At 63.1% G+C, this 25,065-nt stretch carries 24 protein-coding genes; 9 read left to right on the top strand and 15 right to left on the bottom strand.

Going from position 1 to position 25,065, the window contains the following annotated elements; genetic code table 11:
- The first annotated feature begins 1 nt into the window (after nucleotide 1).
- Entirely contained in the window at nucleotides 2-1,018 is a 1,017-nt protein-coding gene (lipA, locus tag QCL51_RS22085) for a lipoyl synthase (RefSeq protein ID WP_003249742.1), read from the top strand.
- 96 nt (nucleotides 1,019-1,114) lie between these two features.
- Nucleotides 1,115-2,053: an LD-carboxypeptidase gene (locus tag QCL51_RS22080; RefSeq protein WP_338444268.1), complete on the top strand. Its 939-nt coding sequence runs from the start codon at nucleotides 1,115-1,117 to the stop codon at nucleotides 2,051-2,053.
- Between the two features lie 33 nt (nucleotides 2,054-2,086).
- Here QCL51_RS22080 and QCL51_RS22075 read toward each other — a convergent pair whose 3' ends face one another.
- From QCL51_RS22075 to leuS, 5 genes are all read right to left on the bottom strand, one after another.
- Nucleotides 2,087-3,403 (bottom strand): lytic murein transglycosylase, encoded by a 1,317-nt coding sequence (locus QCL51_RS22075; protein WP_021784391.1) that lies wholly within the window; start codon nucleotides 3,401-3,403, stop codon nucleotides 2,087-2,089.
- 60 nt (nucleotides 3,404-3,463) lie between these two features.
- The gene (gene arfA / locus QCL51_RS22070; RefSeq protein ID WP_003257578.1) at nucleotides 3,464-3,628 is read right to left on the bottom strand and encodes an alternative ribosome rescue factor ArfA; all 165 of its coding nucleotides are present in this window, start codon (nucleotides 3,626-3,628) and stop codon (nucleotides 3,464-3,466) included.
- Nucleotides 3,629-3,744: 116 nt separating this feature from the next.
- A complete protein-coding gene (gene holA, locus QCL51_RS22065) occupies nucleotides 3,745-4,782 on the bottom strand; it encodes a DNA polymerase III subunit delta (RefSeq protein ID WP_021784390.1) in 1,038 nt (345 codons plus the stop codon).
- 39 nt (nucleotides 4,783-4,821) lie between these two features.
- Entirely contained in the window at nucleotides 4,822-5,427 is a 606-nt protein-coding gene (gene lptE, locus QCL51_RS22060) for an LPS assembly lipoprotein LptE (protein ID WP_028697853.1), read from the bottom strand.
- A gap of 61 nt (nucleotides 5,428-5,488) precedes the next feature.
- Entirely contained in the window at nucleotides 5,489-8,095 is a 2,607-nt protein-coding gene (leuS, locus tag QCL51_RS22055) for a leucine--tRNA ligase (RefSeq protein WP_084850681.1), read from the bottom strand.
- Nucleotides 8,096-8,321: 226 nt separating this feature from the next.
- Between leuS and QCL51_RS22050 the strand changes: the two genes are divergently transcribed.
- Nucleotides 8,322-8,636 (top strand): hypothetical protein, encoded by a 315-nt coding sequence (locus QCL51_RS22050; protein WP_021784387.1) that lies wholly within the window; start codon nucleotides 8,322-8,324, stop codon nucleotides 8,634-8,636.
- Nucleotides 8,637-8,770: 134 nt separating this feature from the next.
- The gene (locus tag QCL51_RS22045) at nucleotides 8,771-9,532 is read left to right on the top strand and encodes a YdcF family protein (protein ID WP_028697851.1); all 762 of its coding nucleotides are present in this window, start codon (nucleotides 8,771-8,773) and stop codon (nucleotides 9,530-9,532) included.
- Nucleotides 9,533-9,678: 146 nt separating this feature from the next.
- Here QCL51_RS22045 and lnt read toward each other — a convergent pair whose 3' ends face one another.
- Genes lnt through QCL51_RS22025 form a run of 4 tightly spaced genes read right to left on the bottom strand, consistent with a single transcriptional unit; the run spans nucleotide 9,679 to nucleotide 13,534 of the window.
- Nucleotides 9,679-11,196, bottom strand: a complete 1,518-nt coding sequence (gene lnt, locus QCL51_RS22040) for an apolipoprotein N-acyltransferase (RefSeq protein WP_021784385.1) — start codon at nucleotides 11,194-11,196, stop codon at nucleotides 9,679-9,681.
- Between the two features lie 8 nt (nucleotides 11,197-11,204).
- A complete protein-coding gene (locus QCL51_RS22035) occupies nucleotides 11,205-12,044 on the bottom strand; it encodes an HlyC/CorC family transporter (protein WP_003249762.1) in 840 nt (279 codons plus the stop codon).
- Nucleotides 12,045-12,069: 25 nt separating this feature from the next.
- Nucleotides 12,070-12,543, bottom strand: coding sequence for an rRNA maturation RNase YbeY (ybeY, locus tag QCL51_RS22030; protein ID WP_021784384.1), 474 nt, complete (start codon nucleotides 12,541-12,543; stop codon nucleotides 12,070-12,072).
- The gene (locus tag QCL51_RS22025; RefSeq protein WP_021784383.1) at nucleotides 12,536-13,534 is read right to left on the bottom strand and encodes a PhoH family protein; all 999 of its coding nucleotides are present in this window, start codon (nucleotides 13,532-13,534) and stop codon (nucleotides 12,536-12,538) included. Before QCL51_RS22025 ends, ybeY begins: the two co-directional genes overlap by 8 nt.
- A 232-nt stretch (nucleotides 13,535-13,766) precedes the next feature.
- On the opposite strand from QCL51_RS22025, the gene QCL51_RS22020 reads away from it, so the two are divergent.
- Nucleotides 13,767-14,093: a DUF1820 family protein gene (locus tag QCL51_RS22020; protein ID WP_003249769.1), complete on the top strand. Its 327-nt coding sequence runs from the start codon at nucleotides 13,767-13,769 to the stop codon at nucleotides 14,091-14,093.
- A 3-nt stretch (nucleotides 14,094-14,096) separates the two neighbouring features.
- Here the strand turns inward: QCL51_RS22020 and QCL51_RS22015 are convergent, their stop codons facing one another.
- The 4 genes from QCL51_RS22015 to QCL51_RS22000 form a co-directional block, all read right to left on the bottom strand.
- A complete protein-coding gene (locus QCL51_RS22015) occupies nucleotides 14,097-14,642 on the bottom strand; it encodes a tetratricopeptide repeat protein (protein ID WP_028697849.1) in 546 nt (181 codons plus the stop codon).
- A gap of 200 nt (nucleotides 14,643-14,842) precedes the next feature.
- On the bottom strand, nucleotides 14,843-16,126 hold the full coding sequence (hemL, locus tag QCL51_RS22010) for a glutamate-1-semialdehyde 2,1-aminomutase (RefSeq protein WP_012053798.1): 1,284 nt from the start codon (nucleotides 16,124-16,126) through the stop codon (nucleotides 14,843-14,845).
- Nucleotides 16,127-16,142: 16 nt separating this feature from the next.
- On the bottom strand, nucleotides 16,143-16,766 hold the full coding sequence (gene thiE, locus QCL51_RS22005; protein WP_338444262.1) for a thiamine phosphate synthase: 624 nt from the start codon (nucleotides 16,764-16,766) through the stop codon (nucleotides 16,143-16,145).
- A 13-nt stretch (nucleotides 16,767-16,779) separates the two neighbouring features.
- Entirely contained in the window at nucleotides 16,780-17,577 is a 798-nt protein-coding gene (locus QCL51_RS22000) for a hydroxymethylpyrimidine/phosphomethylpyrimidine kinase (RefSeq protein ID WP_010955404.1), read from the bottom strand.
- Between the two features lie 265 nt (nucleotides 17,578-17,842).
- Here QCL51_RS22000 and QCL51_RS21995 point away from each other — a divergent pair, with 265 nt between their 5' ends.
- The 4 genes from QCL51_RS21995 (at nucleotide 17,843) to QCL51_RS21980 (ending at nucleotide 23,903) form a co-directional block, all read left to right on the top strand.
- On the top strand, nucleotides 17,843-19,831 hold the full coding sequence (locus tag QCL51_RS21995; protein ID WP_338444259.1) for a 7TM diverse intracellular signaling domain-containing protein: 1,989 nt from the start codon (nucleotides 17,843-17,845) through the stop codon (nucleotides 19,829-19,831).
- A gap of 211 nt (nucleotides 19,832-20,042) precedes the next feature.
- On the top strand, nucleotides 20,043-21,695 hold the full coding sequence (locus tag QCL51_RS21990) for an acyl-CoA dehydrogenase family protein (RefSeq protein WP_338444257.1): 1,653 nt from the start codon (nucleotides 20,043-20,045) through the stop codon (nucleotides 21,693-21,695).
- A gap of 105 nt (nucleotides 21,696-21,800) precedes the next feature.
- Nucleotides 21,801-23,264: an AMP nucleosidase gene (gene amn, locus QCL51_RS21985; protein ID WP_084850687.1), complete on the top strand. Its 1,464-nt coding sequence runs from the start codon at nucleotides 21,801-21,803 to the stop codon at nucleotides 23,262-23,264.
- A 6-nt stretch (nucleotides 23,265-23,270) separates the two neighbouring features.
- Nucleotides 23,271-23,903 (top strand): pseudouridine synthase, encoded by a 633-nt coding sequence (locus tag QCL51_RS21980; RefSeq protein WP_014592519.1) that lies wholly within the window; start codon nucleotides 23,271-23,273, stop codon nucleotides 23,901-23,903.
- A gap of 113 nt (nucleotides 23,904-24,016) precedes the next feature.
- Here the strand turns inward: QCL51_RS21980 and QCL51_RS21975 are convergent, their stop codons facing one another.
- Both QCL51_RS21975 and QCL51_RS21970 read right to left on the bottom strand, forming a co-directional pair.
- Nucleotides 24,017-24,220 carry a DUF2788 domain-containing protein gene (locus QCL51_RS21975; RefSeq protein WP_003249787.1) on the bottom strand — a complete coding sequence of 68 codons (204 nt, stop codon included), beginning with the start codon at nucleotides 24,218-24,220 and terminating at the stop codon, nucleotides 24,017-24,019.
- A gap of 54 nt (nucleotides 24,221-24,274) precedes the next feature.
- On the bottom strand, nucleotides 24,275-24,751 hold the full coding sequence (locus QCL51_RS21970) for an Lrp/AsnC family transcriptional regulator (RefSeq protein WP_003249795.1): 477 nt from the start codon (nucleotides 24,749-24,751) through the stop codon (nucleotides 24,275-24,277).
- Nucleotides 24,752-25,065 lie beyond the last annotated feature (314 nt).

Genomic DNA, 25,065 nt, shown 5'->3' with positions numbered 1-25,065 from the left:
TATGACAACTGTGCAAGAAGCCGTGCCGAACCTGATACCTACCCAGGATGCCACCCCGCGCCCAGCGCCGAAGAAGGTGGAAGCTGGGGTCAAGCTGCGTGGCGCCGACAAGGTCGCGCGCATCCCGGTGAAGATCATCCCTACCGACGAGCTGCCAAAGAAGCCCGACTGGATCCGCGTGCGTATCCCGGTGTCGCCCGAGGTAGACCGCATCAAGCAACTGCTGCGCAAGCACAAACTGCACAGCGTGTGCGAAGAGGCCTCCTGCCCGAACCTGGGCGAATGCTTCTCGGGTGGTACCGCCACCTTCATGATCATGGGTGACATCTGCACCCGTCGTTGCCCGTTCTGCGACGTTGGCCACGGCCGACCGAAGCCGCTGGATCTGGACGAGCCGAAAAACCTGGCGGTTGCCATTGCCGACCTGCGCCTGAAGTACGTGGTGATCACCTCGGTGGACCGCGACGACCTGCGTGACGGTGGTGCCCAGCACTTTGCTGACTGCATCCGGGAAATCCGCGCGCTGTCGCCAGGCGTGCAGTTGGAGACCTTGGTGCCGGACTACCGTGGCCGTATGGACGTTGCCCTGGAAATCACCGCGCAAGAGCCGCCGGATGTGTTCAACCACAACCTCGAGACCGTACCGCGCCTGTACAAGGCCGCGCGCCCGGGTTCGGACTATGACTGGTCGCTGGACCTGCTGCAGAAGTTCAAGCAGTTGGTGCCGCACGTACCGACCAAGTCGGGCCTGATGCTCGGCTTGGGTGAAACCGACGAGGAAGTGATCGAAGTGATGCACCGCATGCGCGAGCATGACATCGACATGCTTACCCTCGGCCAGTACCTGCAGCCGTCGCGCAGCCATTTGCCGGTGCAGCGTTTCGTTCACCCGGACACCTTTGCCTGGTTTGCCGAGGAAGGTTACAAGATGGGCTTCAAGAACGTTGCTTCTGGCCCGCTGGTGCGTTCTTCGTACCACGCCGACCAGCAGGCTCACGAAGCCAAAATCAAGCTCTGAGCTATGCTCTAGCCAAGAGCAGAGCCACATATGCCGATGCACGCCCAAGGGCGGCATCGGCATTTTTGTTTGTGTCCCATGCTGCAAGGAGCCGCGATGTATTGCGCCAAAACCTTCCAACCCACCCTGCCAGCCGCGCTGCCGGCCAACGCATGCTTTGCCATTGTCGCCCCGGCGGGCGCGGCGCGGCTTGATGCGCACAAGATCAGCCAGTGGTTCGTTGACCGCGGCTACCGTTGCTGTATTTACCCGGGTGCCCTGCAGGCACAGGGCTACCTGGCGGGGCCGGACCAGCAGCGCCTGCAGGACCTGCACGCAGCCTTTGCCGATCCGGCCATTGACGCCATTCTGTGCATGCGTGGGGGCTATGGCAGCATGCGCCTGCTTGACCAGCTCGACTTCGAACTGATCCGGCGCAACCCCAAGCCGCTGATCGGCTACAGCGACATCACTGCACTGCATACGGCGATCTACCGGCATGCCGGACTGGTGACCTTCCATGGGGGGATGCTCAATGCCGACCTGCTGGGGGCCAAGTTGCCACCGACCGAGTCGTCGTTGCTGGCGCAGCTGGGTGGGCTTGTGAAGGCAGGCGAGCAGGTCGTGCACCCGCAGGGTTTCGCATTGGACAGCGTGTTACCGGGGGTAGCCTGCGGGCCGCTGCTGGGTGGCAACCTGTCGATGCTGGGTGCGACCATCGGAACGCTTGCCGAGCTGGATACCCAGGGCTGCATCCTGTTCATCGAGGACGTCAACGAGCCGCTGTACAGGGTGGATCGGCTGCTGACCCAGTTACGCCTGGCAGGCAAGCTGGAGGGGATCAAAGGCGTGCTGGTGGGCGACTTTGCCGGGATTACCACGGCGGCGCTGACGCCGTTGCTGGAGGATATGTTTGCACCGCTTGGGGTGCCGGTGCTGGCGGGCTGGCGCAGCGGGCATTGTGACCCAAATGTATGCTTGCCCCTGGGGGCTCGGGTGAGGCTCGACAGTGGTCAGCAAACACTGGTGCTGGAGCAGGATCTGTTCAGGGCATGAAATTGCCGGGGCCGCGCAGCGGCCCCGAAATGCTTACTGCTGGCGCAGGTTCTCAAGCAGCTTATGGGTCGGGTACCCATCCGCCGGCCATCCAAGCCCTTGCTGGGCATTGCGGATCGCCTTGCGGGTATTGGCCCCGATAATGCCATCGGCATTACCTGCATCATGCCCGCGGCTGTTCAACAAGTGCTGCAGCTCCATGCGCTCGCTGCGACTGAGCGGCATATCGTCTTTCGGCCAGCTGCCGGCAATGAAGCCCCAGCCGCTGAAGCGATCCCCGAGCAGGCTCACCGCCAAGGCATAGGACGACGAGTTGTTGTACTTGAGGATGGCGCGGAAGTTGTCCAGCACCAGGAACGCCGGGCCGCGTGCACCGGCCGGCAGCAGCAGGGCGGCAGACAGCTGGTTGCTACCTGCCGGCAGGCGAGTGCCTGCTGGCAGTTTCACGCCCATCGCCAGCCATTCACTCACCGGTTTGCGCTGTGCACCATCGGCCTGCCAGAAGTCGAAACCAGCTGGCACCTGTACCTCGAAGCCCCACGGTTGGCCGCGTTTCCAGCCCGAACTCTGCAGGTAGTGCGCTGTTGAGGCCAGGGCGTCTGGTGTGCTGTTCCAGATGTCGCGTCGGCCATCGCCGTCGAAGTCCACGGCATGGGTGTTGTAGGTGGTCGGGATGAACTGGGTCTGGCCCATGGCGCCGGCCCACGAGCCCCGCATGGCTTCAGGCTGGATGTCACCATGCTGGATGATCTGCAGCGCGGCAATCAGCTGGTCCTGGGCAAACTGTGGGCGGCGGCCCTCATAGGCCAAAGTGGCTAGCGAGCGGATCACCGACTTGCTGCCCTGGAACTGGCCGAAGTTGCTTTCCATGCCCCACACCGCGACCAGCACCTGGCGGTCCACGCCATATTGTTGCTCGAGGCGAGTCAGCAACTCAGCGTTCTGCACCAGCAGCTTCTTGCCGTTGCGCACGCGCAGGGGCGACAGGGCGCCTTCGAGGTACTCCCACACCGGGCGGGTGAACTCCGGCTGGCTGCGATCTGCCTTGATCACGTCCAGGTCAGGGGTGACACCGAGGAAGGCGCGGTCGAAGGTGCTCGGCGAAATGCCGGCTTGCAGGGCCTGCTCGCGGAAGCCCGCTTGCCATTGGGCGAAGGTTTGCAGAGGCTGGATTTCAGTGCTGACGTCGGGCATTGCGCCGGGCACGGTCACCACTGGATTGGGTTGGGCAGGGGCCAGCGGCAGCGCGTCGGCGGCGGTGGGCTTTTCCGCACAGGCCACGAGCAGGATGAAGCTGGAGGCCGCGATCAGCTGGCGGGTTTCCCAGCGGGGGATAATACGGAAGAGCATGCACAGATCCAGAGTTGCAGGTCAGGTGACGACCATATCATGCCTGCGCTTGCGATGCTTTCATGCAGCCAAAAAGTAGGAAGCCTCCCAATCTCTCGATTGGAAGGCTTCGCGGCGGTAGCTGCCTTTGCCCTTGTTCGGTTGTTCCTGGCGGCAGCGGAACAGTGGCTGGGCGATGATGGACTTGGCCTTGTTGGGGCCGTGCTTTTTCGGCTTTTTGCTCATGGCGGTATCCCGGGTTGGGTGGGGTTCGGGGCGCACTGTAGGGCTTGGGCTGCCGGGGAGCCAATTGATTGTGTTTATGGTCGAGAACCTGGGCCTTGCAGCCCTGTGGTGGGGGGTTACTCGGGAGGAAGAGTCAGGCGCTGGCCGGCCATCAGCAGCGACAGCCGCGCCAGGCCAATCCAGGGCGAACCTTCTGCCTGCCCTTTGATCTGCGCATCGATACGCTGGGCATCCTGCAGCAATTGCGCCCAGCGCTGCGCCGAGAGGCGCTGCAGGGCCTTGCTGACCAGCGGTCGGCGTTTGTCCCAGATGGGCGGGCGGGCCTGGCTGAACGCTTTGTCCAATGGCACGCCTTGGCTGAACTGCTGGGCCAGCCCCGCCAGTTGGCGCAGCTCACGGGCCAAGGCCCAGAGGATGACGGGCGGCTCCACACCTTCACCGCGCAAGCCTTCGAGCATGCGCAGGGCATGCGCAGCCTCGCCGTTGAGAATGGCGTCGACCAGGCCGAAGACATCGAAGCGGGCGCTGTCGGCGACGGCAGCCTGCACGGTTTCCACGGTGATCTGGCTGCCTTCGGCCAGCAACTTGAGCTTTTCGATTTCCTGCGCAGCTGCCAGCAGGTTGCCTTCAACGCGCGCGGCAATCAGGTCGATGGCATCACGCTGGGCTGACAGGCCGGCCTGTTGCAGGCGCTGGTTGATCCACTGAGGAAGCTGATGCACATCCACCGGCCAGATCTGGATGAACTGGCAATGGGCGCCTTCGATCAATGCCTTGCCCCACTTGGTCTTCTGCGCACTGCTGTCGAGCTTGGGCAGGCTGATCAGCAACAGCGTGTCTTCGGCGGGGTTGGCACAGTATTCCATCAGTGCAGCGGCACCCTTGTCACCGGGCTTGCCCGAGGGCAGGCGCAGTTCCAGCAGGCGGCGCTGGGCGAACAGCGACAGGCTTGCGCCGGCCTGGAGCAGGGTGCCCCAGTCGAAGTTGGCGTCGGCACTGAATACCTGGCGTTCATCGAAGCCTTGCTGACGCGCGGTATTGCGGATGGCGTCGGCGGCTTCCTGGCACAGCAGCGGGTCGTCGCCGCTGACCACGTAGACCGGTGCCAGGGCGCCTTGCAGGTGCTTGTTGAGTTGGGCGGGGGCGAGCTTCATGGGGAGCAGGCGGGGCGCCCGAGGGCGCCCCTCACGGGCTTAGTTGCCCGGCACTTCCAATGGCGATTGCTGAGGCGTCTCGGCCTGCTGGCGGCGTGCAGCCTCCAGCGCGTCAGCTTCGGCTTTGGCGCGCTCGTCGGCTTTACGCTGCAGCTCGTCCAGCTGGGCTGGGGACAGCATTTGCAGGCGTACGACCATGGCGTTGACCAGGTCGCGGCGCATTTCTTCGCGTGCGCGGTCGGCTTCCTGCTCGGAGCCGGTGATGTTCGAGCCGTCACGCAGGTAGATCTTGCGCACCTCCAGCTTGTCGCTCATCAGCTCCAGGTTGTTCAGGCCCAGGATGCTGTAGTCCAGCTTGGTAGTCAGCTCGTACTCGGCGGTACGGTTGCCACCGCTGTAGGTAGCCGAGCGCTCGCGCTCCTGTTCGTTGGTCAGCACCAGGCGATACGGTGCGCCGGCATGCACGTTGACGCCGCTACGTTCCAGTACTTCACGCAGCTGGACCACGGTCGGGCCATAGGCATTGCGCGCGCTGACGTCCATTTCCTTCACGCTCAGCTCGGTGGAGCCGGTGCCGCGCAGCTGGAAACCGCAGGCGCTGAGCATGACCGCCAGGCCGATTACCAGCAAATTGCGTTTAATCATGTTGTTGCTCCCTTTGGGGCCTGTTCCGCCCACCCGCAGCCAATGCGGGTGGGCGTTTTCATCAGTTGGCGACGATGTTGACCAGCTTGCCCGGTACCACGATGACCTTGCGGATGGTCAGGCCATCGATGAAGCGCAGGACATTCTCGTTGCTGCGGGCAGCGGCTTCGACTTCTTCGCGGCTGGCAGCGGCAGGCATCTCGACCTGGCCGCGCAGTTTGCCGTTGACCTGAACCACCAAAGTAATGGTGTCCTGGACCAGCGCCTGTTCGTCGACGCTTGGCCAGGCGGCATCGATCACCGAGCCTGCATGGCCCAGTTGCTGCCACAGCTCATGAGAGATGTGCGGAGTGATCGGTGCCAGCAGCAGGGTAACGGCTTCCAGGCCTTCCTGAAGCAGGGCGCGGTCCTGTTCGGTGGCTTGCGGGGCCTTTTCCAGCACGTTCATCACGGTCATCACCTGGGCGATGGCGGTATTGAACTTGTGGAACTGGCCCACGTCGATGCTGGCCTGTTTGATGGCAGCGTGAATGGCGCGGCGGATGACTTTTTGTGCGTCGTCCAGGGCGGCAACATCCAGCTTGCCTGGCAGGCCTTGGCTGACGTGAGCCTGAGCCAGGCGCCAGACACGACGCAGGAAGCGGCTGGCACCTTCGACGCCGGAGTCGGACCATTCCAGGCTCATGTCGGGCGGCGAGGCGAACATCATGAACAGGCGGCAGGTGTCGGCGCCGTAGGCTTCGATCATGGACTGCGGGTCGACGCCGTTGTTCTTCGATTTCGACATTTTCTCGGTGCCGCCGATTTCCACCGGCAGGCCGTCGGTCTTCAGGCGAGCGCCAATGATCTTGGCTTTGGCATCACGCTCGATCTCGACATCGGCCGGGTTGAACCAGTCCTTGCCGCCGTTGCTGGCAACGCGGTAGTAGGTCTCTGCGACCACCATGCCCTGGGTCAGCAGGTTCTTGAATGGCTCGTTCGAGGTGACCAGGCCTTCGTCACGCATCAGCTTGTGGAAGAAACGCGCGTACAGCAGGTGCAGGATCGCGTGTTCGATACCACCGATGTACTGATCTACCGGCAGCCAGTGGTTGGCGGCTTTGGGGTCGACCAGGCCTTTGTCGTAGTTTGGCGAGGCATAGCGGGCGAAGTACCAGGACGACTCGACGAAGGTGTCCATGGTGTCGGTTTCGCGCTTGGCCGCAGCACCGCATTTCGGGCAGCTGCATTCGTAGAATTCAGGCATGCGCGCCAGTGGCGAACCGGCGCCGTCCGGCACCACGTTCTCCGGCAGGGTGACCGGCAGCTGGTCTTCCGGCACCGGTACGTCGCCGCAGGACGGGCAGTGGATGATCGGGATCGGGCAGCCCCAGTAGCGCTGGCGGCTGATACCCCAGTCGCGCAGGCGGAACTGGGTACGCGATTTGCCCAGTTCCTTGCGGATCAGGGCCGCTTCGATGGCATCGAAGGCGCCAGCAAAGTCCAGGCCGTCGAACTCTGCGGAGTTGATCAGCTGGCCGTGCTCGCCATAGGCGGCCTGCCACTCGCTGCCGACTTCGTCGCCAGCGCTGGTGCGCACCACGGCTTTGACCGGCAGGTTGTACTTGTGGGCGAATTCGAAGTCGCGCTCGTCGTGGGCCGGCACGGCCATTACCGCGCCATCACCGTAGTGCATCAGCACATAGTTGGCGACCCATACTGGCAGCTTCTCGCCAGTGAGCGGGTGCTCGACCAGCAGGGAAGTGGCCATGCCCTTCTTCTCCTGGGTGGCCATGTCGGCTTCGGCAACGCTGCCGCTCTTGCACTCATCGATGAACGCCTGCAGCGCCGGGTTGCCCTGCGCGGCCTGGGTGGCCAGCGGGTGCTCGGCGGCGACGGCGACGTAGGTGGCGCCCATCAGCGTGTCCGGACGGGTGGTGAAGACCTTGAGGGTGCCTTCGTGGCCGATGCTGGCCTGGTCGTACGGGAACTGTACTTCCATGCCGCGCGATTTGCCGATCCAGTTGCGCTGCATGGTCTTGACCTGCTCAGGCCAGCCCGGCAGCTCGTCGAGGCTCTCCAGCAGCTCGTCGGCGTAATCGGTGATGCGGAAGTAGTACATCGGGATTTCGCGCTTCTCGATCAGCGCGCCCGAACGCCAGCCACGGCCGTCGATGACTTGTTCGTTGGCCAGAACGGTCTGGTCCGCCGGGTCCCAGTTCACGGTACCGTTCTTGCGGTAGATGATGCCTTTCTCGAACAGGCGGGTGAACAGCCACTGCTCCCAACGGTAGTAGTCGGGTTTGCAGGTGGTGACTTCACGTGCCCAGTCGATGGCCAGGCCCAGGCTCTTGAGCTGGGTCTTCATGTAGTCGATGTTTTCGTACGTCCACTTGGCCGGGGCGACGTTGTTTTTCATCGCCGCGTTTTCCGCGGGCATGCCGAAAGCGTCCCAGCCCATCGGTTGCAGGACGTTCTTGCCCAGCATGCGCTGGTAACGGGCAATCACGTCACCGATGGTGTAGTTGCGCACGTGGCCCATGTGTAGCTTGCCGCTCGGGTACGGGAACATCGATAGGCAATAGTAGGTGTCTTTGCCTGGCTGTTCGGTCACAGCGAACGATTGTTGCTCGTCCCAGAACTTCTGGGCGGCGGCTTCGATATCACGGGGCGTGTATTGTTCGTGCATGGCTACTTTTGGCTGAGAGAGAAGAGACCTTGTTCCAGGCAGCGGAACCTCGCTGCGTCCGGCACTCCGGTGTCGTTTAGAGTGAACGCCGTAGCATACAGCAGCGCCGAGCATCGTGGGAAACCTTCGTTGCGAATGCCCGCTGGTCGCGGCACACGGCTGCTTTTTGCAGCGACGCTAAGCTCAGGTGTGGGGGGGATATTCTTACCTTCAATGAGGTGAACGGATGGGAGAGACGCAGCTACCCGCAATCAGACCGGAGCTTTACGAGCGCCTTATCGACCGGCTTGGCCTGGCACTGGAAACGGCCAGGACCTCGGTTCGATTGCGCGACGAGATGCCAGCTGAGCTTGAGTTGCGTGGCCTGAGCCACGCGGAGTTTGAAGTGATCAAGGCGTACCTGGACTCCCTCCCGGAACGCCACAATGCCGCTGTCGGCAGTTACCCACAAGCGGAGCCGACGTCGGCCAAGATCATCTGGCTCAAGGACAAGAAACGCCCCGCCAGCAAGGCGAGACCCAGGACGCTGCCGCATCGCTAGCCGTTCAGGACGCCAGGTGCAGGCCATCGCGCGCCGGTTCTTCACTATCACACAACTCACGATCGACGCCGGTACGCACTTGTTGCCCGGCGTCGATCCTTCTAGGCTGCACACCTGCCAAGGAGGTGTGGCCGATGCCGATCCGATTCTTCATCAAACAATGGCTGATGCCGCCGGGCCTGCTGTTCTTGCTGCTGCTTGCGGCCTGGTGGCTGCGCACGCGGCGGCCACGGTTGGCGGCGCTTTGCTTTGCCGTAGGATTGGGTGGCCTGTGGCTGATGAGCCTGCCGCTGGTGGTGCAGGAAACCGCCCGTGTACTGGAAAGTGAGCCGCCGCTGGCCGTGAGCGACTGGGCCCGCCTGGCGAGCCAGGCGGATGCCATTGTGGTGCTGGGCGCCGGGCGCGAGCGCGGGGATCCGGCCTGGGGCGGCGCAGACCAGCCCACGGCCACGGCGCTGGAGCGTATGCGCTTTGCGGCGCGTCTGGCCAAGGCCTCGGGCCTGCCAGTGCTGACCAGTGGCGGGTTGCATTTCGGGACGCCGCCCAGCGAGGCGAGGCTAATGGCTGATCGCCTGCGTGAGGATTTCGCTGTCGAGGTGAAATGGCGCGAAGAGGCCAGCCGCACGACCTGGGAAAATGCCCAGCTGACGGCCAAGGTGCTGCAGCCTTTGGGAATTCGTCGGGTGGTGCTGGTGACCCAGGCCTGGCACATGCAGCGTTCACGCTGGAGTTTTGAAAAGGCGGGGTTCGAGGTGGTGCCGGCGCCGGTGGGGTTCCTGGGGCGCGATCATGCGCGGCCGTTTGGCGGGCTGCTGCCAGAGAGCCGGGCGATGTGGCAGAGCGGGCAACTGCTTAATGAAGTGGTGGGGTTGGTGGGGTACCGGGTGTTTTACTGATTCACCGGCTTACATAATCCCCTGTAGGAGCGGGCTTGCCCGCGAAAGGGCCTGCCCTGCCGGCCAATCTCCACCCGCCGTTCACCGTTGCCGCCACTACCGTATTCGCGGGTAAACCCGCTCCTACAGTGGCCGCGTATCGCCAATCAGACGGTTTTTGCAATACGCCCTGCCAGCAACGCCCAGCCCAGCAACAGCGTGCAGACAATCGCCAATGGCCATGAGCGCCATTGCAGGTAAGGTGTCAGCTGCTGCATCGGCACCACTTCGCCATACAGCACCGCCTGCTGGAACTGTGGAACCTGCGTGGTAATGCGGCCAAAGGGGTCGATCAGCGCGGTCACGCCGTTGTTGGTGGCGCGGATCATCCAGCGGCCGGCTTCCAGCGCGCGCATCTGCGCCATCTGCAGGTGCTGCAAGGGGCCGATGGATTTGCCGAACCAGGTGTCGTTGCTGATGGTCAGCAGCAGGTCGCTACGCGCAGCCAGGCCGGCGGCGAACTCGGGGTAGACCACCTCGTAGCAGATGTAAGGTGCAATCTGATAGCCCTTGGCCTGCAGCAGCGGCTGGTCTTCCGGGCCGCGGGCGAAGTCCGACATGGGCAGGTTGAAGAACTCGATGGCCCCACGCAGCACGTCTTGCAGCGGTACATACTCGCCAAACGGCACCAGCTTCTGCTTGAGGTAAGTACCATCGCCTTCGCCCGTGACGGTGATGCCGTTGTAGTAGCGGCGCTGGTGGTGCACTTCTTCACGCACCGGCACCCCCGTGATCAGCGCCGAATGCCGCTCGGCGGCGAAGCGGCCCATCACGTCGATGTAGCCCTGGGCCTGGTCCTTGAGCACCGGAACAGCAGTTTCCGGCCACACCAGCAGGTCCACCGGCCTGGAGCTGAAGCTCAGGTCGCGGTATAGCGCCAGTTGCGCATCGATGTGCGCGGGGTCCCATTTAAGGTCCTGCTCGACGTTGCCCTGGATCGCCGCCACTTTCAGCGGCTCGCCTGCCGGAATGGTCCAGGCATGGCCCTTGAGCGCCAGGCCCAGCACCCAGGGGGCCAGCAACAGCACACTGGCCACGGCCAGGAACGAGGGGCGGGTGCGCAGGCGGTGCAGGTTGCACAGCAGGGCGGCGGTGAGGGCGAGAGTGAAGGAAATCAGCCATACGCCGCCCAGCGGTGCAAGGCCGGCCAATGGGCCATCCAGTTGGCTATAACCAGCGTAGAGCCAGGGGAAACCGGTCAGGAACCAGCCGCGGAAGGCCTCTTGCAGGAGCCAGAGGGCGGCGAAACACAGGGCGTCGGCCAGTGGTGCTTCGTTGCGTCGTAGCCAGCGCGCCCACAGCCAGGTGGGCAGGGCGAAGAACCAGGCCAGTGCGGCGAAGAACACCAACAACAACACGATTGCCAGCAGCGGCGAGGCGCCGCCGTAGGTGTTCATGCTGACGTAGATCCACCAGGTGCCGGCGCCATACAGGCCAAACCCGAACCACCAGCCACGCCACATGGCCTGGCGCGGGCTGAGCTCGCGCAGGCCAAGGTAGAGCACCGCGATGGACAACACCGCCAACGGCCAGAAGTCGAACGGCGCCAGGGCCAGGAGGGTGGAAGCACCGGCCGACAGGGCCAGCAGGTTACCGGGCCAGCCGGGGCGGGTGAACCAACGCATGTTTGTCCTTAACGGGTGATCGGAGTCAGGCGCAGCAAGTGTATCCGCCGGCTGTCGGCATTGAGAATACGGAACTTGTAAGACCCGATCTCGGTGGTTTCGTTGCGCTTGGGCAGGTGGCCAAAGGCGCTCATCACCAGGCCGCCGACCGTGTCGAACTCGTCATCGGAGAACTCGCTGTCGAAGAACTCGTTGAAGTTCTCGATCGGAGTAAGCGCTTTGACCAGAAAATCACCGCTGGGCAGTGGCTTGATGTAGCTGTCTTCCTCGACGTCGTGCTCGTCTTCGATATCGCCGACGATTTGCTCCAGCACGTCCTCAATGGTGACCAGGCCCGCCACGCCGCCATATTCGTCGATGACGATGGCCATGTGGTTGTGGTTGGCGCGGAACTCGCGCAGCAACACGTTCAGGCGCTTGGACTCGGGTACGAAGGTGGCCGGGCGCAGCAAGTCCTTGATGTTGAAGCTGTCACCGTTCTCCTTGAGGATCAACGGCAGCAAGTCTTTGGCGAGCAGGATCCCGAGCACATCGTCGTGGCTTTCGCCGATTACCGGGTAACGCGAGTGCGCGGCGTCGATCACCGCCGGCAGGAACTCGCGGGGCGATTGGCCGGCCTTGATGCTGTTCATCTGCGAGCGCGGCACCATGATGTCGCGAACCTGCAGGTCGGCGACCTGAATGGCGCCTTCGACGATGGTCAGCGCTTCGCTGTCCAGCAGTTTGTTCTGATGGGCTTCGCGCAGCAGCTCAAGCAGCTCCTGGCGGTTTTTCGGCTCATGGGCAAAAGCCTGGGTCAGTTTACCCAGCCAGGACTTCTGCCCGTTGCTCGATCGATCTTCGCTCATGGCGGTTCTCGTGATCCTTCGTGTATCAGTGTGTGATTGGGTCGGTTTCATCATCGGCATAAGGGTCGGGGTGACCCAGTTCTGCCAGCAATTCTCGTTCCAGGCTTTCCATTTCCTCGGCCTCCTCATCCTCGATGTGGTCATAGCCGAGCAAGTGCAGGCAACCGTGGATGACCAGGTGCGCCCAGTGAGCTTCCAGCGATTTGCCTTGTTCGGCCGCTTCGCGCTCGACCACCGCTACACAGATCACCAGGTCGCCCAGCAGCGGGATATCGAGCAGGTCATCGGGCACATCGGCCGGGAACGACAACACATTGGTTGCGTAGTCCTTGTGCCGGTAGGTGTGGTTCAGCTCTCGGCCTTCGGTTTCGTCGACCAGGCGAATGGTCATTTCCGAGTCGGCGCTGCGCTGGCGCAGCGCCAATTCGCACCAGCGGCGAAAGGCGGCGTCATCTGGAGTGGCAGCATCCGTGGCCCGTTGGATATCAAGTTCAAGCATCTTTGCCAGGCGCCTCGGACTTGGGCTGGCGGGCTTCGAAGCGGTCGTAGGCTTCGACAATACGCTGTACCAGTGGGTGACGAACCACATCCTTGGGTTGGAAATGGGTAAAGCTGATCCCGGGAACGTCCTTCAGCACCTCGATGACGTGCGCCAGGCCCGACTTGGTGCCACGGGGCAGGTCGACCTGGGTGATGTCACCGGTAATCACCGCGGTAGAGCCGAAACCGATGCGGGTCAGGAACATCTTCATCTGCTCAAGCGTGGTGTTCTGGCTTTCGTCGAGGATGATGAAGCTGTTGTTCAGGGTGCGGCCACGCATGTAGGCCAGAGGGGCGATTTCGATCACCTGGCGTTCGATCAGCTTGGCCACGTGTTCGAAGCCGAGCATTTCGTACAGGGCGTCGTACAGCGGGCGCAGGTACGGGTCGATTTTCTGTGCCAGGTCGCCGGGCAGGAAGCCGAGTTTTTCACCCGCCTCGACCGCGGGGCGCACCAGCAGGATGCGGCGCACCTGTTCGCGTTCCAGCGCGTCCACAGCGCAGGCTACGGCCAGGTAGGTCTTGCCGGTACCGGCCGGGCCGATGCCGAAATTGATGTCGTTGGCCAGGATTTCCTTGACGTAGCGCTGCTGGTTGAGCCCGCGCGGGCGGATGTTGCCCTTGCGCGTGCGCAGCGACACGCTGACCTCGTTGACGGCCGGGTTGTCGATGTTTTCGACAGCCGACTCCTGCAGGTACAGGTGCACGGTTTCCGGTGACAGGTCGGTGGCCTTGGTCTCGCGATAGAGACGGCGCAGCAGCTGTTCGGCAGCAGAGGTGGTCCTGGGTTCGCCGATCAGTTCGAACTGATTGCCGCGGTTGCGGATCTCGATGGCCAGGCGTTGTTCGATCAGGCGCAGGTGCTCGTCGAACTGGCCGCACAAGTTGGCGAAACGGTGGGCCTCGAAGGGTTCGAGGATGAAACGATGGGGTTCTATGGGTGCGTTCAAGGTCGTTTTTAGCCGCTCGACGGCGATGGAGTTGAACTCAAGAATAACCCTTGAATGGCAGTGGCGAAAGCACTGAAACGTTCAACGGTATGTACGGGCTGTTCTGGCCACTTCGCGGGTGAGCCCGCTCCTGCAAGGCCGGTGGAGATCCTTTGGGTGCGGGCTCACCCGCGAAGACGGCAGAACAGGTATCATGCCCACCTTTTCTTACGCATGTGTTATCTGGCCGAACATGAGCAAACGCGAACCCGCCATCTATAAAGTGATCTTCCTGAACCAGGGCCAGGTCTTCGAGATGTACGCCAAGCAGATCTACCAGAGTGACCTTTGGGGTTTTCTGGAGATCGAGGAGTTCGTGTTCGGAGAGCGCTCGCAACTGGTAGTGGACCCGAGTGAAGAGAAGCTCAAGAGCCAGTTCGACGGAGTGGTCCGCAGTTTCGTGCCAATGCACTCGATTGTGCGTATCGATGAGGTGGAGCGCCTGGGCACGGCGAAGATCAGCGAGGCCAAGGGTGGCGGCAATGTGATGCCGTTCCCGATGCCAATGCCGGAAAAGTGACCTTCAGGGAAGTGGCGAGAACGGCGTGCGCCCTTCGGCGTTCTGCAGTTCCAGCAGGTACTTGCGGAAAATCTGGCCGAGCACCTGGGTGGCATGCTCCAGTTCGTCACGGGGCATTTGCTCGGTCACTTCGTCGGCCATGTCCAGCGCATCTTCGGCGCCATTGACCGCAGCCATCTTCAGCAGGATGTAGGCCTGCACGTTGTTGGCCTTGACCCCTTCGCCATGGAAGAACATGGCACCCAGGCGGTATTGGGCGTCGGCATGGCCTTGCAGCGAGGCCTTCTGGAACCAGTCCAGGGCTTTGTCCAGGTTTTTTGGCGTTTGCGTGTAGTAATACTCGCCCAGTTCGAATTGCGCCTGGGCATCCCCCGCAGTCGCCGTCTGCTCGCAGGCCTTGAGGGCGTTTGCCAGGTCTTCAGGCTGAACATTCAAGGTGCAGCGGCCCGCCGCCGGAATCAGCAACGAGTTACCGCCCTCCGCCAGGGCCAGCAGGGGCTGAAGAAGCAACAGGCAGCCCAGGGTCAGGGCGCGGCCGGTGCGGTTCATGGGGATCGACTTACCTCTGCAAAGCTGCGGCCAATGTCTCTGGTGGCACATTATGGGATAAGCAGCGCCAACCTTACAAAGTTTTACTCGAATTTCTGCTTGGTTGGGGAAGTCAGCTGATTGTGCGTGCGTAATTATTGCCTGTACCGGCCTCTTCGCGGGGCAAGCCCGCTCCCACAGAGGCCGGCGCAGGCTGGCAATTACTTCAATGCAGCAAAGGCTTTTTCAGCAGCATCCAGGGTGATCTGCAGCTCCTTGTCGCCATGGGCGATGGAGGTGAAGCCCGCTTCGAACGCGCTCGGTGCCAGGTACACGCCACCGTCGAGCATCAGGTGGAAGAAGCGCTTGAAGCGCTCGGCATCGCTGGCCATCACGTCTTCGAAGGTGACGATGTCGTCGGCGCCGCTGAAGTAAAGGCCGAACATGGCACCGGCCTGGGTGGTGACGAATGGCACACCAGCGGCATCGGCGCGCTGCTGCAGGCCGTCGAGCATGCGGCTGGTGTAGTCGGTCAGCTCGGCGTGGAAGCCTGGGCGGCTGATCAGCTTGAGGGTAGTCAGGCCGGCGGCCATGGCCAGCGGATTGCCCGACAGGGTGCCGGCCTGGTAGACCGGGCCGAGCGGGGCGATGCAGCCCATGATTTCACGCTTGCCGCCGAAGCAGCCGACCGGCATGCCGCCACCGACGATCTTGCCGAAGGTCGACAGGTCCGGTGTGATGCCGTAATGGCCCTGGGCGCCGCCGAGCGAGACGCGGAAACCGGTCATCACTTCGTCGAAAATCAGCACCACGCCATGCTTGTCGCATTGCTCACGCAGGCCCTCGAGGAAGCCCGGTGCCGGTGGTACGCAGTTCATGTTGCCGGCCACGGGCTCCACGATGATGCAGGCCACGGTCTGGCCAACTTCGGCCAGGGTCTTCTCGACGGCGGCGATGTCGTTGAACGGCAGGGTCAGGGTGTGCTTGGCGAAGTCCGCTGGCACGCCTGCCGAACTTGGCACGCCTTGGGTCAGCAAGCCGGAGCCGGCTTTTACCAGCAGGCTGTCGGAGTGGCCGTGGTAGCAGCCTTCGAACTTGATGATGGCGTCGCGGCCAGTGTAGCCACGGGCCAGGCGGATGGCGCTCATGGTGGCTTCAGTGCCCGAGCTGACCATGCGCACCATTTCCATCGACGGTACGATCGAGCAGACCAGGTCGGCCATCTCGGTTTCCATGGCGGTCGGCGCGCCGTAGGACAGGCCGTGCTCCAGCTGCTTGCGTACCGAATCCAGCACGTCCGGGTGGCCGTGGCCGAGGATCATCGGGCCCCACGAGCCGACGTAGTCGACGTAGCGTTTGTCGTCCTCGTCAACGACATAGGCGCCTTCGGCATGCTTGAAGAACAGCGGCGTGCCGCCAACGCTCTTGAAAGCGCGGACTGGCGAGTTGACGCCGCCGGGGATGTGCTTCTGGGCTTGGGCGAACAGGGCTTCGGAACGGGACATGGGAGTATCTCTCGAATCAGGATGCGAACAAGGCGTTGAAGGCGCGGGCGCGGCGGGTGACTTCCTGCGCGCTGTCGGCACCGAACAAACCGTGGATCACCGCCACCAGGTCGGCGCCGTGGGCGACCAGCGGGGCGGCGTTGTCGAGGGTGATGCCGCCGATTACCGCGATCGGCAGTTTCACCTGGGCGCGGGCCTGCTGCAGCAGGTCGACGTTGGCAGCGGGCGCGCCCGGCTTGGTGACAGAATTGAAGAAGCGGCCAAAGGCCACGTAGCTGGCGCCTTCGCTGGCAGCCTGGGTGGCCAGTTCGAGGCTGGCGTGACAGGTGGAGCCGATGATTGCCTGACGGCCGAGCAGTGCGCGGGCCGGGGTCAGTGGGCCGTCGGTCTGGCCCAGGTGCACGCCGACACCCAGGCGTGCGGCCAGCTCGGCATCGTCGTTGATCAGCAACTGGGTGCCGTAACGCTCGCAGAGCTTCATCAGCCCTTCCGCTTCACGCAGGCGGCGCGCTGCATCGTCGCTCTTGTCGCGGTACTGCAGCAGACACACGCCGCCTTCCAGGGCCGCCTCGACATGGGACAGGAAACGGCCGGCGAGCAGCTGGCTGTCGGTGATGGCATACAGACCGCGTAGCTTCATTGAAGGCCTCGTATCAGGAGCAGAAGTCCAGGGGCAGGCGGCGCGGCACGTACTGGCCTTTGCCCAGTTGCTCGGCGTCACGCAGGGTGCGCCAGGTGTAGTCCAGGGCGGTGCGCACGGCGCTTTCCAGCTGCTCGCCGAGTGCCAGGCGGCCGGCCAGGGCGCTGGCCAGGGTGCAGCCCGAGCCGTGGTAGCTGCCTGGCAGGCGCTGGCAAGTCCAGGTGAAGTGCTGGCCGTCCTGGGTGTACAGGCGGTTATGGATTTCGTCTTCGTCGCCGTGACCGCCGGTAATCAGCAGGTGTCTACAGAACGGCAACAGTTTCTCGGCACATTCGTCAGCGGTGCCTTCGGGCAGTTCGGCGAGGATGCGTGCTTCCGGCAGGTTCGGCGTGGCGATGGTTGCCAGCGGCAGCAGGCGTTCGCGCAGGGCGTAGCCCACTTCGTCCTTGCCCAGGCGGCCACCGCCACCGGCACGCAGCACCGGGTCGCAGACCAGCGGCAGGTGGGGGTGGGCGGCCAGCAGTTCGGCGACGGTGTCGACCATCTCGATCGAGCCGAGCATGCCCAACTTGACGGCGGCCACCGTGGAGTCGGCCAGCACGGCGTTGGCCTGGGCCAGCACCCACTCGCGGTCGAGCACGCGGAAGTCGGAAACGTTGACGGTATCCTGCACGGTCAGGGCGGTCACTGCAGGTGCAGCGTGGCAGCCTTGGGCGATCAGGGCTTCGATATCTGCCTGCAAGCCGGCGCCGCCACTGGGGTCGTGGCCGGAGAGACAGAGGACAACGGGGCGGGAGCTGTAGGTATTCATGGTCGGCGAGCTTACCACCAAACCTGTTTGGGCGGATCGTCCGACAAACGAGTTTTACTGATCGATCGGTCAGGTTGTCGTTTGTTTTTCTATTGAAAGCATTGATTTAGAGCCTTTTCTTTGTGTTTTTGTATGGCCCATTGCCAGGTTGTGACGCTATGCTAGAGTGCTCGGATAACTCTACAAACGGGTTCTGCAGGATCACGTCGTCTCAAACGGATGGGAGGCTACCGCGACGCGACCGGACAGGCCATGCTGGGGCTGTATGCGCTATTTGCTGATTGTGCTTCTGGGCTTGCTGCCCGTGCTGGCCGGAGCGGTCGATTTCGACGACGCTACCCGGCATCTTCCACTGGGCAAGGCCATGCAGGTTTATGAAGACCCCGATGGCAATGCCAGCATCGCTCAGGTCAGTGCCCCCGGGTTTGCCAAACACTTTCAGCCCCATCATGAAGATGTGCTGAACGCCGGTTACTCCACCTCGGTGTTCTGGCTCAAGGTCGATCTGCGCCCCGTTGCCGCGCCCAGTGCAGCCCCGCGGCAATGGCTGCTGGAGCTGGCCTACCCGCCGCTGGACCACCTCGAACTGTATCTGCCTGACAGCAGCGGCATGTACCGACTGGCACAGCGCACCGGCGATGCCTTGCCCTACGACAGCCGGCAGATCCGGCAGAACAACTACTTGTTCGAACTGCAATTACCCCCTGGCAAGGTGACTACCGCGTACCTGCGGCTGCACAGCCAAGGGTCGGTGCAAGCGCCGCTGGCGCTATGGTCCCCTGAAGCCTACCTGGAAGAGCAGCCCACGCGCCTGTATGTGCTGGGGATGATCTACGGCGTGTTGCTGGTGATGCTGGCATACAACCTGTTCATCTACCTGAGCGTGCGCGACGTCAGCTACCTCTACTACATCCTTTACATCGCTTCGTTCGGCCTTTACCAGGTCTCGGTGAACGGCGCCGGTGTAGCCTATTTCTGGCCGGACAGCCCTTGGTGGGCGAATGCCTCCACGCCATTGTTCATTGGTGCAGCCGGCCTGTTCGGTTGCCAGTTCGCCCGGCACTTCCTGCAATTGGGCGGCATCAGCCGTGGTTTCGACCGCCTGTTGCAACTGCTGATGCTGGGTGGTGCGCTGGTCATGGTGCTGGCGGTGAGCATGCCCTACGGCATTGCTCTGCGCATGGCCACGCTGCTGGCACTGCTGTTCACCGTAAGCATCTTCAGCGCCGGCTTGTACGCCTGGTGGCGCGGCTTTCGAGTGGCGCGCTGGTTCATCATCGCCTGGACGGCGTTCCTGCTTGGCGGCCTGGTCAACACCTTGATGGTGTTGGGTTACCTGCCGAACGTGTTCATCACCATGTATGCCAGCCAGTTGGGTTCGGCGCTGGAGGTGGCCTTGCTGTCGCTGGCCCTGGCCGACCGCATCAACAGCCTGCGCGAGCAGCAGGCGCAGACCTTGCGCGACACTGGGCGTACGCTGGAGCAACTGAACCTGCAACTGGCCAGGAGCAATCGCCTGAAGGACGAGTTCCTGGCCAGCGTGACCCATGAGCTGCGTACCCCGATGAACGGGGTGATTGGCTCGCTCGAGCTGATGCACACCCTGCCGATGGATGTTGAAATGGCTCAGTACCATCACACGGCAGTGGGGTCTGCCCAAGGCATGATGGATATGGTCGACGCCATTCTTACCCTGTCCGAATTGCAGGCCGGCCGCCTGCGGGTGCAGCCGGCACCGTTCAGCCTGCGCACCCTGTTGCAGGGCTTGCGCGCCGGTTATGCCGGGCAGGCTCTGGGCAAAGGCTTGTACCTGAGCCTGGATATTCCGGCCGACCTGCCGGACGAATTGCTCGGTGACGGGCAGAAACTGGCGCGCTGCCTGGGCTGCCTGGTGGACAACGGTTTGAAGTTCACCCATCAGGGCGGGGTGATGATCCAGGTGCGTGGTCGCCGGGTGGGGCCGGGTGATCTGGCCTTGACCTTTACCGTCAGCGACAGCGGTATCGGTTTCGATGATCTGGAGCAGTCGATCCTGTACCAGCGGTTCTTCCAGGTCGATGGTTCGATGACCCGACGGTATGGCGGTTTGGGGATTGGCTTGTCGATTTGCCGGCAGATGGGGGAGTTGTTGGGGGCCAGATTGGCACATGAATCGACGCGCGGGTTGGGTAGCCGCTTCGAGTTGAGTTTGGACATGGCGATTTCGCAGGCGCAGATGAGCCCGACCATGCTGCAGGCGCGGCGCTCGCTGTAGGAGCGGGTTCACCCGCGAAAGGGCCGGGTCTGCTGGCCAATATCTACCCACCGTTCACCGTTGCCGCCACCACCGTATTCGCGGGTAAACCCGCTCCTACACGCGCGCGCACGCCAGCAACCACACGTTTAGTCATTAATGCCACTTTGACTACCCTGCAAGCAGTGCTTCACTGGGGCTCTCAAGCTTACCCGGATCCAGGAGCCCTCCAATGAACCTGCACCAGTACGCTGAAACCCACGAAGTCACCAACCAGCCGCCATCCCTCGACGGTGCCAACCTGTACCGCCTCGACATTCCATTGCAGGAATGGTCACGGCGTTTTGGTGCAGGTTGGGCCGAGTCGCGGATCGATGCCTATGGTGCCCTGGCCGGTGGCCCGCTGATGCAGGCAGGCTTCCTGGCCAACGCACACAAACCTGAATTCAGCAGCCACGACCGTTACGGCCATCGCATCGACCTGGTCGAGTTCCACCCGGCCTACCATGAGCTGATGCGTACCGCCGTCGAACATGGCCTGCCTTCCTTGCCGTGGGCCGAACCCCGCGCTGGTGCCCATGTTGCTCGGGCGTCGATGACCTACCTGCACAGCCAGGCCGAGGCCGGCACCGGATGCCCGCTGACAATGACGTTTGCCGCCGTGCCGGCATTGCGCCTGCAGCCGGAGCTGGCTGAGTACTGGCTGCCTAAGGTCCTTGCCTGCGAATATGACCCGCGCAACATTGGCGACCGCCACAAGGCCGGGGTCACCCTGGGCATGGCCATGACTGAAAAGCAGGGCGGCACCGATGTGCGCGCCAACACTACCCGGGCCTATCCGGTCGGTGCACCGGGCCCGGGGCAGGCCTATGAGCTGGTTGGCCACAAGTGGTTCTGCTCGGCGCCGATGTGCGACGCTTTCCTGACCTTGGCGCAAACCGAAAAAGGCCTGAGCTGCTTCCTGCTGCCGCGCCACCGCCCGGATGACAACCGCAATCAGTTCTATATCCAGCGCCTGAAGAACAAGCTGGGCAACAGCTCCAACGCCTCCAGCGAGGTGGAGTTCCGCGGTGCGCTGGCGTGGATGATTGGCGAAGAGGGGCGCGGTGTGCCGACCATCATCGAGATGGTCGCCATGACCCGGTTCGACTGCATGGTCGGCTCCAGCGCACTGATGCGCCAGGCGTTGACGCAGGCAGCCCACCATTGTGCACATCGCAAGGTCGGCGGGCGGGTGCTCAATGAGCAACCCCTGATGCAGAACGTGTTGGCCGACCTGGCCCTGGAAAGCGAGGCTGCGCTTGCCCTGAGCTTGCGCATGGGCCAGGCGCTGGAGCAACTGGACGACCCGCAGCAGGCGCATTTCGCCCGGTTGGTCACGGCGGTGGGCAAATACTGGATCTGCAAACGTGCGCCGGCCATGATCAACGAGGCCGCCGAATGCCTGGGTGGCGCGGGTTATGTGGAAGACAGCATTCTGCCACGGCTGTACCGCGAGGCACCGGTCAACTCGACCTGGGAGGGCTCGGGCAACGTGCAGTGCCTGGATGTGCTGCGGGCCTTGTCCAAGGAGCCGGGAGTGCTCGATGCACTGTTTGCCGAGCTGGGTGACGGGCATGGCGACCCGCGCCTGGCGGCGCATATCGGCAACCTCAAGGGGGCGTTTGCCGACACCGGTGACATGCAGTACCGCGCGCGCCAACTGACCGAGGATATTGCCCTGGCGTTGCAGGCCAAGCTGCTGCTGGAGGCGGGGAATACAGAGGTCAGTGATGCGTTTATCGGCAGCCGCTTGGCCGGTGGTGGCCGGGTGTATGGGGCGCTGCCGCGAGGTGTGGATGTGATGGCATTGGTAACAAGGGCTACGCCTGCCTGGCCGCTGTAGCAGCGGGCTCGCCCGCGAATCAACCCAACAGCGATCAATGGGGGTGTATTTAACCAAGAAGGCAGGCAAGATGGATCACATGCATGTCCAGACAGGAAGCACAGTGTGAGCCACGCTTTTGTAGTCGTTGATACCCCCGAACAGGCCGTCGACCGTCTGGCGGCCTTGCATGAACAGGCCACAGGGGCCCTTAGTAAGGCCTTGAAGCGTTACCTGAAGGACCGTACCGAGCCCGATGCCGATGAGCGCGACCTGTTCCGCTACCCGGCACTGCGTCTGACCTACTACAGCCATGGCGAAGTCGCCGCCACCACCCGCGCCTACGCCAAGGTCCAGGTTGCCGGCACCTACAGCGTCACCGTCACCCAGCCCGCTGCGTTCCGTGGCTACCTGCTGGAACAACTGCGCCCGCTGATGCATGACTACACCGTCACGGTAGAAGTCGGCGTCAGCGAGCAGAACATCCCTTACCCCTATGTGGTCGACCAGGGCGACGAGCTGGCCGGCAGCGGCATTACCGCTGCGCAGCTGGCGCGGGTGTTCCCCAGCACCGACCTGTCGGCGGCCACCGACAACATCGCTGATGGCCTGTGCGACTGGGACCGTGCCGAAATCATGCCACTGGCGTTGTTCGATGCCGCGCGGGTCGACTTCTCGCTGCGCCGCCTGGTGCACTACACCGGCAGCGACTGGCGCCATGTACAGCCGTGGATCCTGCTGACCAACTACCACCGCTATGTCGACCAGTTCATCAGCCATGGCCTGGAACAGCTGCGTGACGACTCGCGCTTCGTGCGTATGGTGCTGCCGGGCAACGTCGTGATCGAAAAGGGCATGGACCATGGCGAAACCCAGGCTCTGGTGGCCAGCGTGGTCTGGCACCGCTTCCAGATGCCGGCCTACCACCTGATCGCCGCCGACGGCAATGGCGTTACCTTGGTCAACATTGGTGTCGGCCCGTCCAACGCCAAGAACATCACCGATCACCTGGCCGTGCTGCGACCGCATTGCTGGCTGATGATCGGCCACTGCGGCGGCCTGCGGCAGTCGCAGACCATCGGCGACTACGTGCTGGCACACGCCTATATGCGCCGTGACGGCATTCTCGACCGGGTCGTGCCGCCGAATATCCCGATCCCGGCCCTGGCCGAAGTGCAGATGGCCTTGCAGGAGGCTGCCGCACAGGTCACTGGCGAGCGTGGCGAGCAGTTGAAAAAGCGCCTGCGCACCGGCACCGTGCTGACCTACGACGACCGCAACTGGGAGCTGCGCTGGGCCCAGGAACGCCCGCTGATCAACCTGTCGCGTGCCGTGGCGGTGGACATGGAAAGCGGCACCATTGCTGCCCAGGGCTACCGTTTGCGCGTGCCTTACGGCACCTTGCTGTGTGTGTCCGACAAGCCGCTGCACAGCGAGATCAAACTGCCAGGTTCGGCCAACGCCTTCTACAACCGGGCGGTCAGCCAGCACCTGAAGATCGGCATTGCCGCCCTCGACCTGCTGCGCACCGAGCTCAACTCGCTGCACTCGCGTAAACTGCGCAGCTTCGATGAGCCGCCGTTCCGCTGAGGATCCATGTCACTGCCACCCCGTAACAAGCCGCGCCGCCCCCAGGCGCGGCCTGCCGCCGGCCCGCGTCGCCAGGCCAAGGCGCCCCCCGCCGAGCCGCGCCTGATCCTGTTCAACAAACCGTTCGATGTGCTGACCCAGTTCAGCGACGGTGAAGGGCGCGCGACGCTCAAGGACTTCATCGACATCCCGGGCGTATACCCGGCCGGGCGTTTGGACCGCGACAGCGAAGGCTTGCTGTTGCTGACCAACGATGGTGGGCTACAGGCGCGGATTGCCGACCCGAAGCACAAGCTGGCCAAGACCTACTGGGTCCAGGTGGAAGGCGAACCGAGTGACGAGCAGTTGCAGCGTTTGCGCGATGGTGTGGAGCTGAACGATGGGCCGACCTTGCCGGCCGAGGCGCGGCGCCTGGAAGAACCCGAGCTGTGGCCGCGCAACCCGCCGGTACGGTTTCGCAAAAGTGTGCCGACCAGCTGGCTGGAGCTGGTGATTCGCGAAGGGCGTAACCGCCAGGTGCGGCGGATGACGGCGGCTGTGGGCTTGCCGACCTTGCGCCTGGTGCGCGTGCGGATTGGTGACTGGGCGCTGGATGGGCTGGAGCAGGGTTGCTGGCGGGAGGTCCCTGCCAAGCTCTAGTTCAGGTCAGGGCCTGTTCGCGGGCACGCCCGCTCCCACAGGGACGGTGCAGTACTTGAAAGCAGCGCCCAACCTGTGGGAGCGGGCGTGCCCGCGAATGGCCCTGAAATGTTTTATACGCCTTCCAGAAACCCCACCACCACGCTTTTGATGATGAAGGCCAGCACCCCCAGGCCCAGCACGAAGAACAGGATCAGCGTGCCGAACTTGCCTGCCTTGGACTTTTTCGCCAGGTCCCAGACGATGAAGCCCATGAAACCGATCAATACGGTGACCAGGATAATCATCATCCATTCTTCGAATACGGCGGGATCCATCGGTGTTCTCCAGGCGGGTTGAGCGTCCGATTATACGCCGGCTGGCGTGAGCATTTAACGCAGGTGGGTCAATGGCAGCTCGGTGCTGGCCAGTACCTGGTTGAGCACGAAGCTCGAACGCACGCTGGTGACGCCTTCGATACGCGTCAGGCTGCCTAGAAGCAGTTTCTGGTAGTGGTCCATGTCCGGCACCACCACTTTCAGCTGATAGTCCGCATCCATGCCGGTGACCAGGCTGCACTCGAGCACCTGCGGCAGGTTACGGATGGCGGCCTCGAATGTTTCAAAGCGCTCAGGGGTGTGGCGGTCCATGCCTATCAACACATAGGCGGTCAGGCTCAAGCCCAGCTTCTTGCGGTCGAGCAGGGCCACCTGGCGCGAGATGTAGCCGTCGTCTTCCAATTGCTTGACCCGACGCGAGCATGGCGATGGCGACAGGCCGATGCGTTCGGCCAGTTCCTGGTTGGAAATGCGCGCATCGCGCTGCAATTCGGCGAGGATGCTCAGGTCGTAGCGGTCAAGTTTGCTCATGGCATTTGCCTTTTCTGTTCGGATTGCTGCGAATTATCAATCCAGGGTGAAAAATTGCGCAAGTGCTATTTATCTGAGCAATCTTCGCAATCCTCTGTCGCAACCCCTCCGGTATCTTTATCACCAGAATCACTGCCCGGACATCAGTCCACGGCGACGCGCCCTAGGCGGGCGGTCGCGGCCAGCCATCCAACAGGATCTGCAGGCCCCCGGGCTACACACCCTCCAGAAGACGGTGTGAGGTGAGCCGGCGCCACAAGTGCCGAGCACGGACGACAATTCCTGAAGGGAGGCCCTGTGGCCTCCCTTTTTTC

This window comes from Pseudomonas sp. LTR0 (genome assembly GCF_036630035.1).
Lineage (GTDB): Bacteria > Pseudomonadota > Gammaproteobacteria > Pseudomonadales > Pseudomonadaceae > Aquipseudomonas > Aquipseudomonas putida_Y.
Note: the sequence above shows the minus strand (reverse complement) of the source record. Positions and strands in the feature narration are given on the sequence as shown.

Coding starts and splice junctions, on each gene's coding strand:
- QCL51_RS22015 (WP_028697849.1), bottom strand. CDS start 14,642: ATGAACCGCACCGGCCGCGCCCTGACCCTGGGCTGCCTGTTGCTTCTT.
- lptE (WP_028697853.1), bottom strand. CDS start 5,427: ATGATTAAACGCAATTTGCTGGTAATCGGCCTGGCGGTCATGCTCAGC.
- QCL51_RS21970 (WP_003249795.1), bottom strand. CDS start 24,751: ATGAGCAAACTTGACCGCTACGACCTGAGCATCCTCGCCGAATTGCAG.
- hemL (WP_012053798.1), bottom strand. CDS start 16,126: ATGTCCCGTTCCGAAGCCCTGTTCGCCCAAGCCCAGAAGCACATCCCC.
- QCL51_RS22000 (WP_010955404.1), bottom strand. CDS start 17,577: ATGAATACCTACAGCTCCCGCCCCGTTGTCCTCTGTCTCTCCGGCCAC.
- QCL51_RS22050 (WP_021784387.1), top strand. CDS start 8,322: ATGGGAGAGACGCAGCTACCCGCAATCAGACCGGAGCTTTACGAGCGC.
- QCL51_RS21995 (WP_338444259.1), top strand. CDS start 17,843: ATGCGCTATTTGCTGATTGTGCTTCTGGGCTTGCTGCCCGTGCTGGCC.
- QCL51_RS22035 (WP_003249762.1), bottom strand. CDS start 12,044: ATGAGCGAAGATCGATCGAGCAACGGGCAGAAGTCCTGGCTGGGTAAA.
- QCL51_RS21975 (WP_003249787.1), bottom strand. CDS start 24,220: ATGGATCCCGCCGTATTCGAAGAATGGATGATGATTATCCTGGTCACC.
- QCL51_RS22045 (WP_028697851.1), top strand. CDS start 8,771: ATGCCGATCCGATTCTTCATCAAACAATGGCTGATGCCGCCGGGCCTG.
- leuS (WP_084850681.1), bottom strand. CDS start 8,095: ATGCACGAACAATACACGCCCCGTGATATCGAAGCCGCCGCCCAGAAG.
- holA (WP_021784390.1), bottom strand. CDS start 4,782: ATGAAGCTCGCCCCCGCCCAACTCAACAAGCACCTGCAAGGCGCCCTG.
- QCL51_RS22080 (WP_338444268.1), top strand. CDS start 1,115: ATGTATTGCGCCAAAACCTTCCAACCCACCCTGCCAGCCGCGCTGCCG.
- ybeY (WP_021784384.1), bottom strand. CDS start 12,543: ATGCTTGAACTTGATATCCAACGGGCCACGGATGCTGCCACTCCAGAT.
- QCL51_RS21980 (WP_014592519.1), top strand. CDS start 23,271: ATGTCACTGCCACCCCGTAACAAGCCGCGCCGCCCCCAGGCGCGGCCT.
- thiE (WP_338444262.1), bottom strand. CDS start 16,766: ATGAAGCTACGCGGTCTGTATGCCATCACCGACAGCCAGCTGCTCGCC.
- QCL51_RS22020 (WP_003249769.1), top strand. CDS start 13,767: ATGAGCAAACGCGAACCCGCCATCTATAAAGTGATCTTCCTGAACCAG.
- QCL51_RS22075 (WP_021784391.1), bottom strand. CDS start 3,403: ATGCTCTTCCGTATTATCCCCCGCTGGGAAACCCGCCAGCTGATCGCG.
- lipA (WP_003249742.1), top strand. CDS start 2: ATGACAACTGTGCAAGAAGCCGTGCCGAACCTGATACCTACCCAGGAT.
- QCL51_RS21990 (WP_338444257.1), top strand. CDS start 20,043: ATGAACCTGCACCAGTACGCTGAAACCCACGAAGTCACCAACCAGCCG.
- arfA (WP_003257578.1), bottom strand. CDS start 3,628: ATGAGCAAAAAGCCGAAAAAGCACGGCCCCAACAAGGCCAAGTCCATC.
- lnt (WP_021784385.1), bottom strand. CDS start 11,196: ATGCGTTGGTTCACCCGCCCCGGCTGGCCCGGTAACCTGCTGGCCCTG.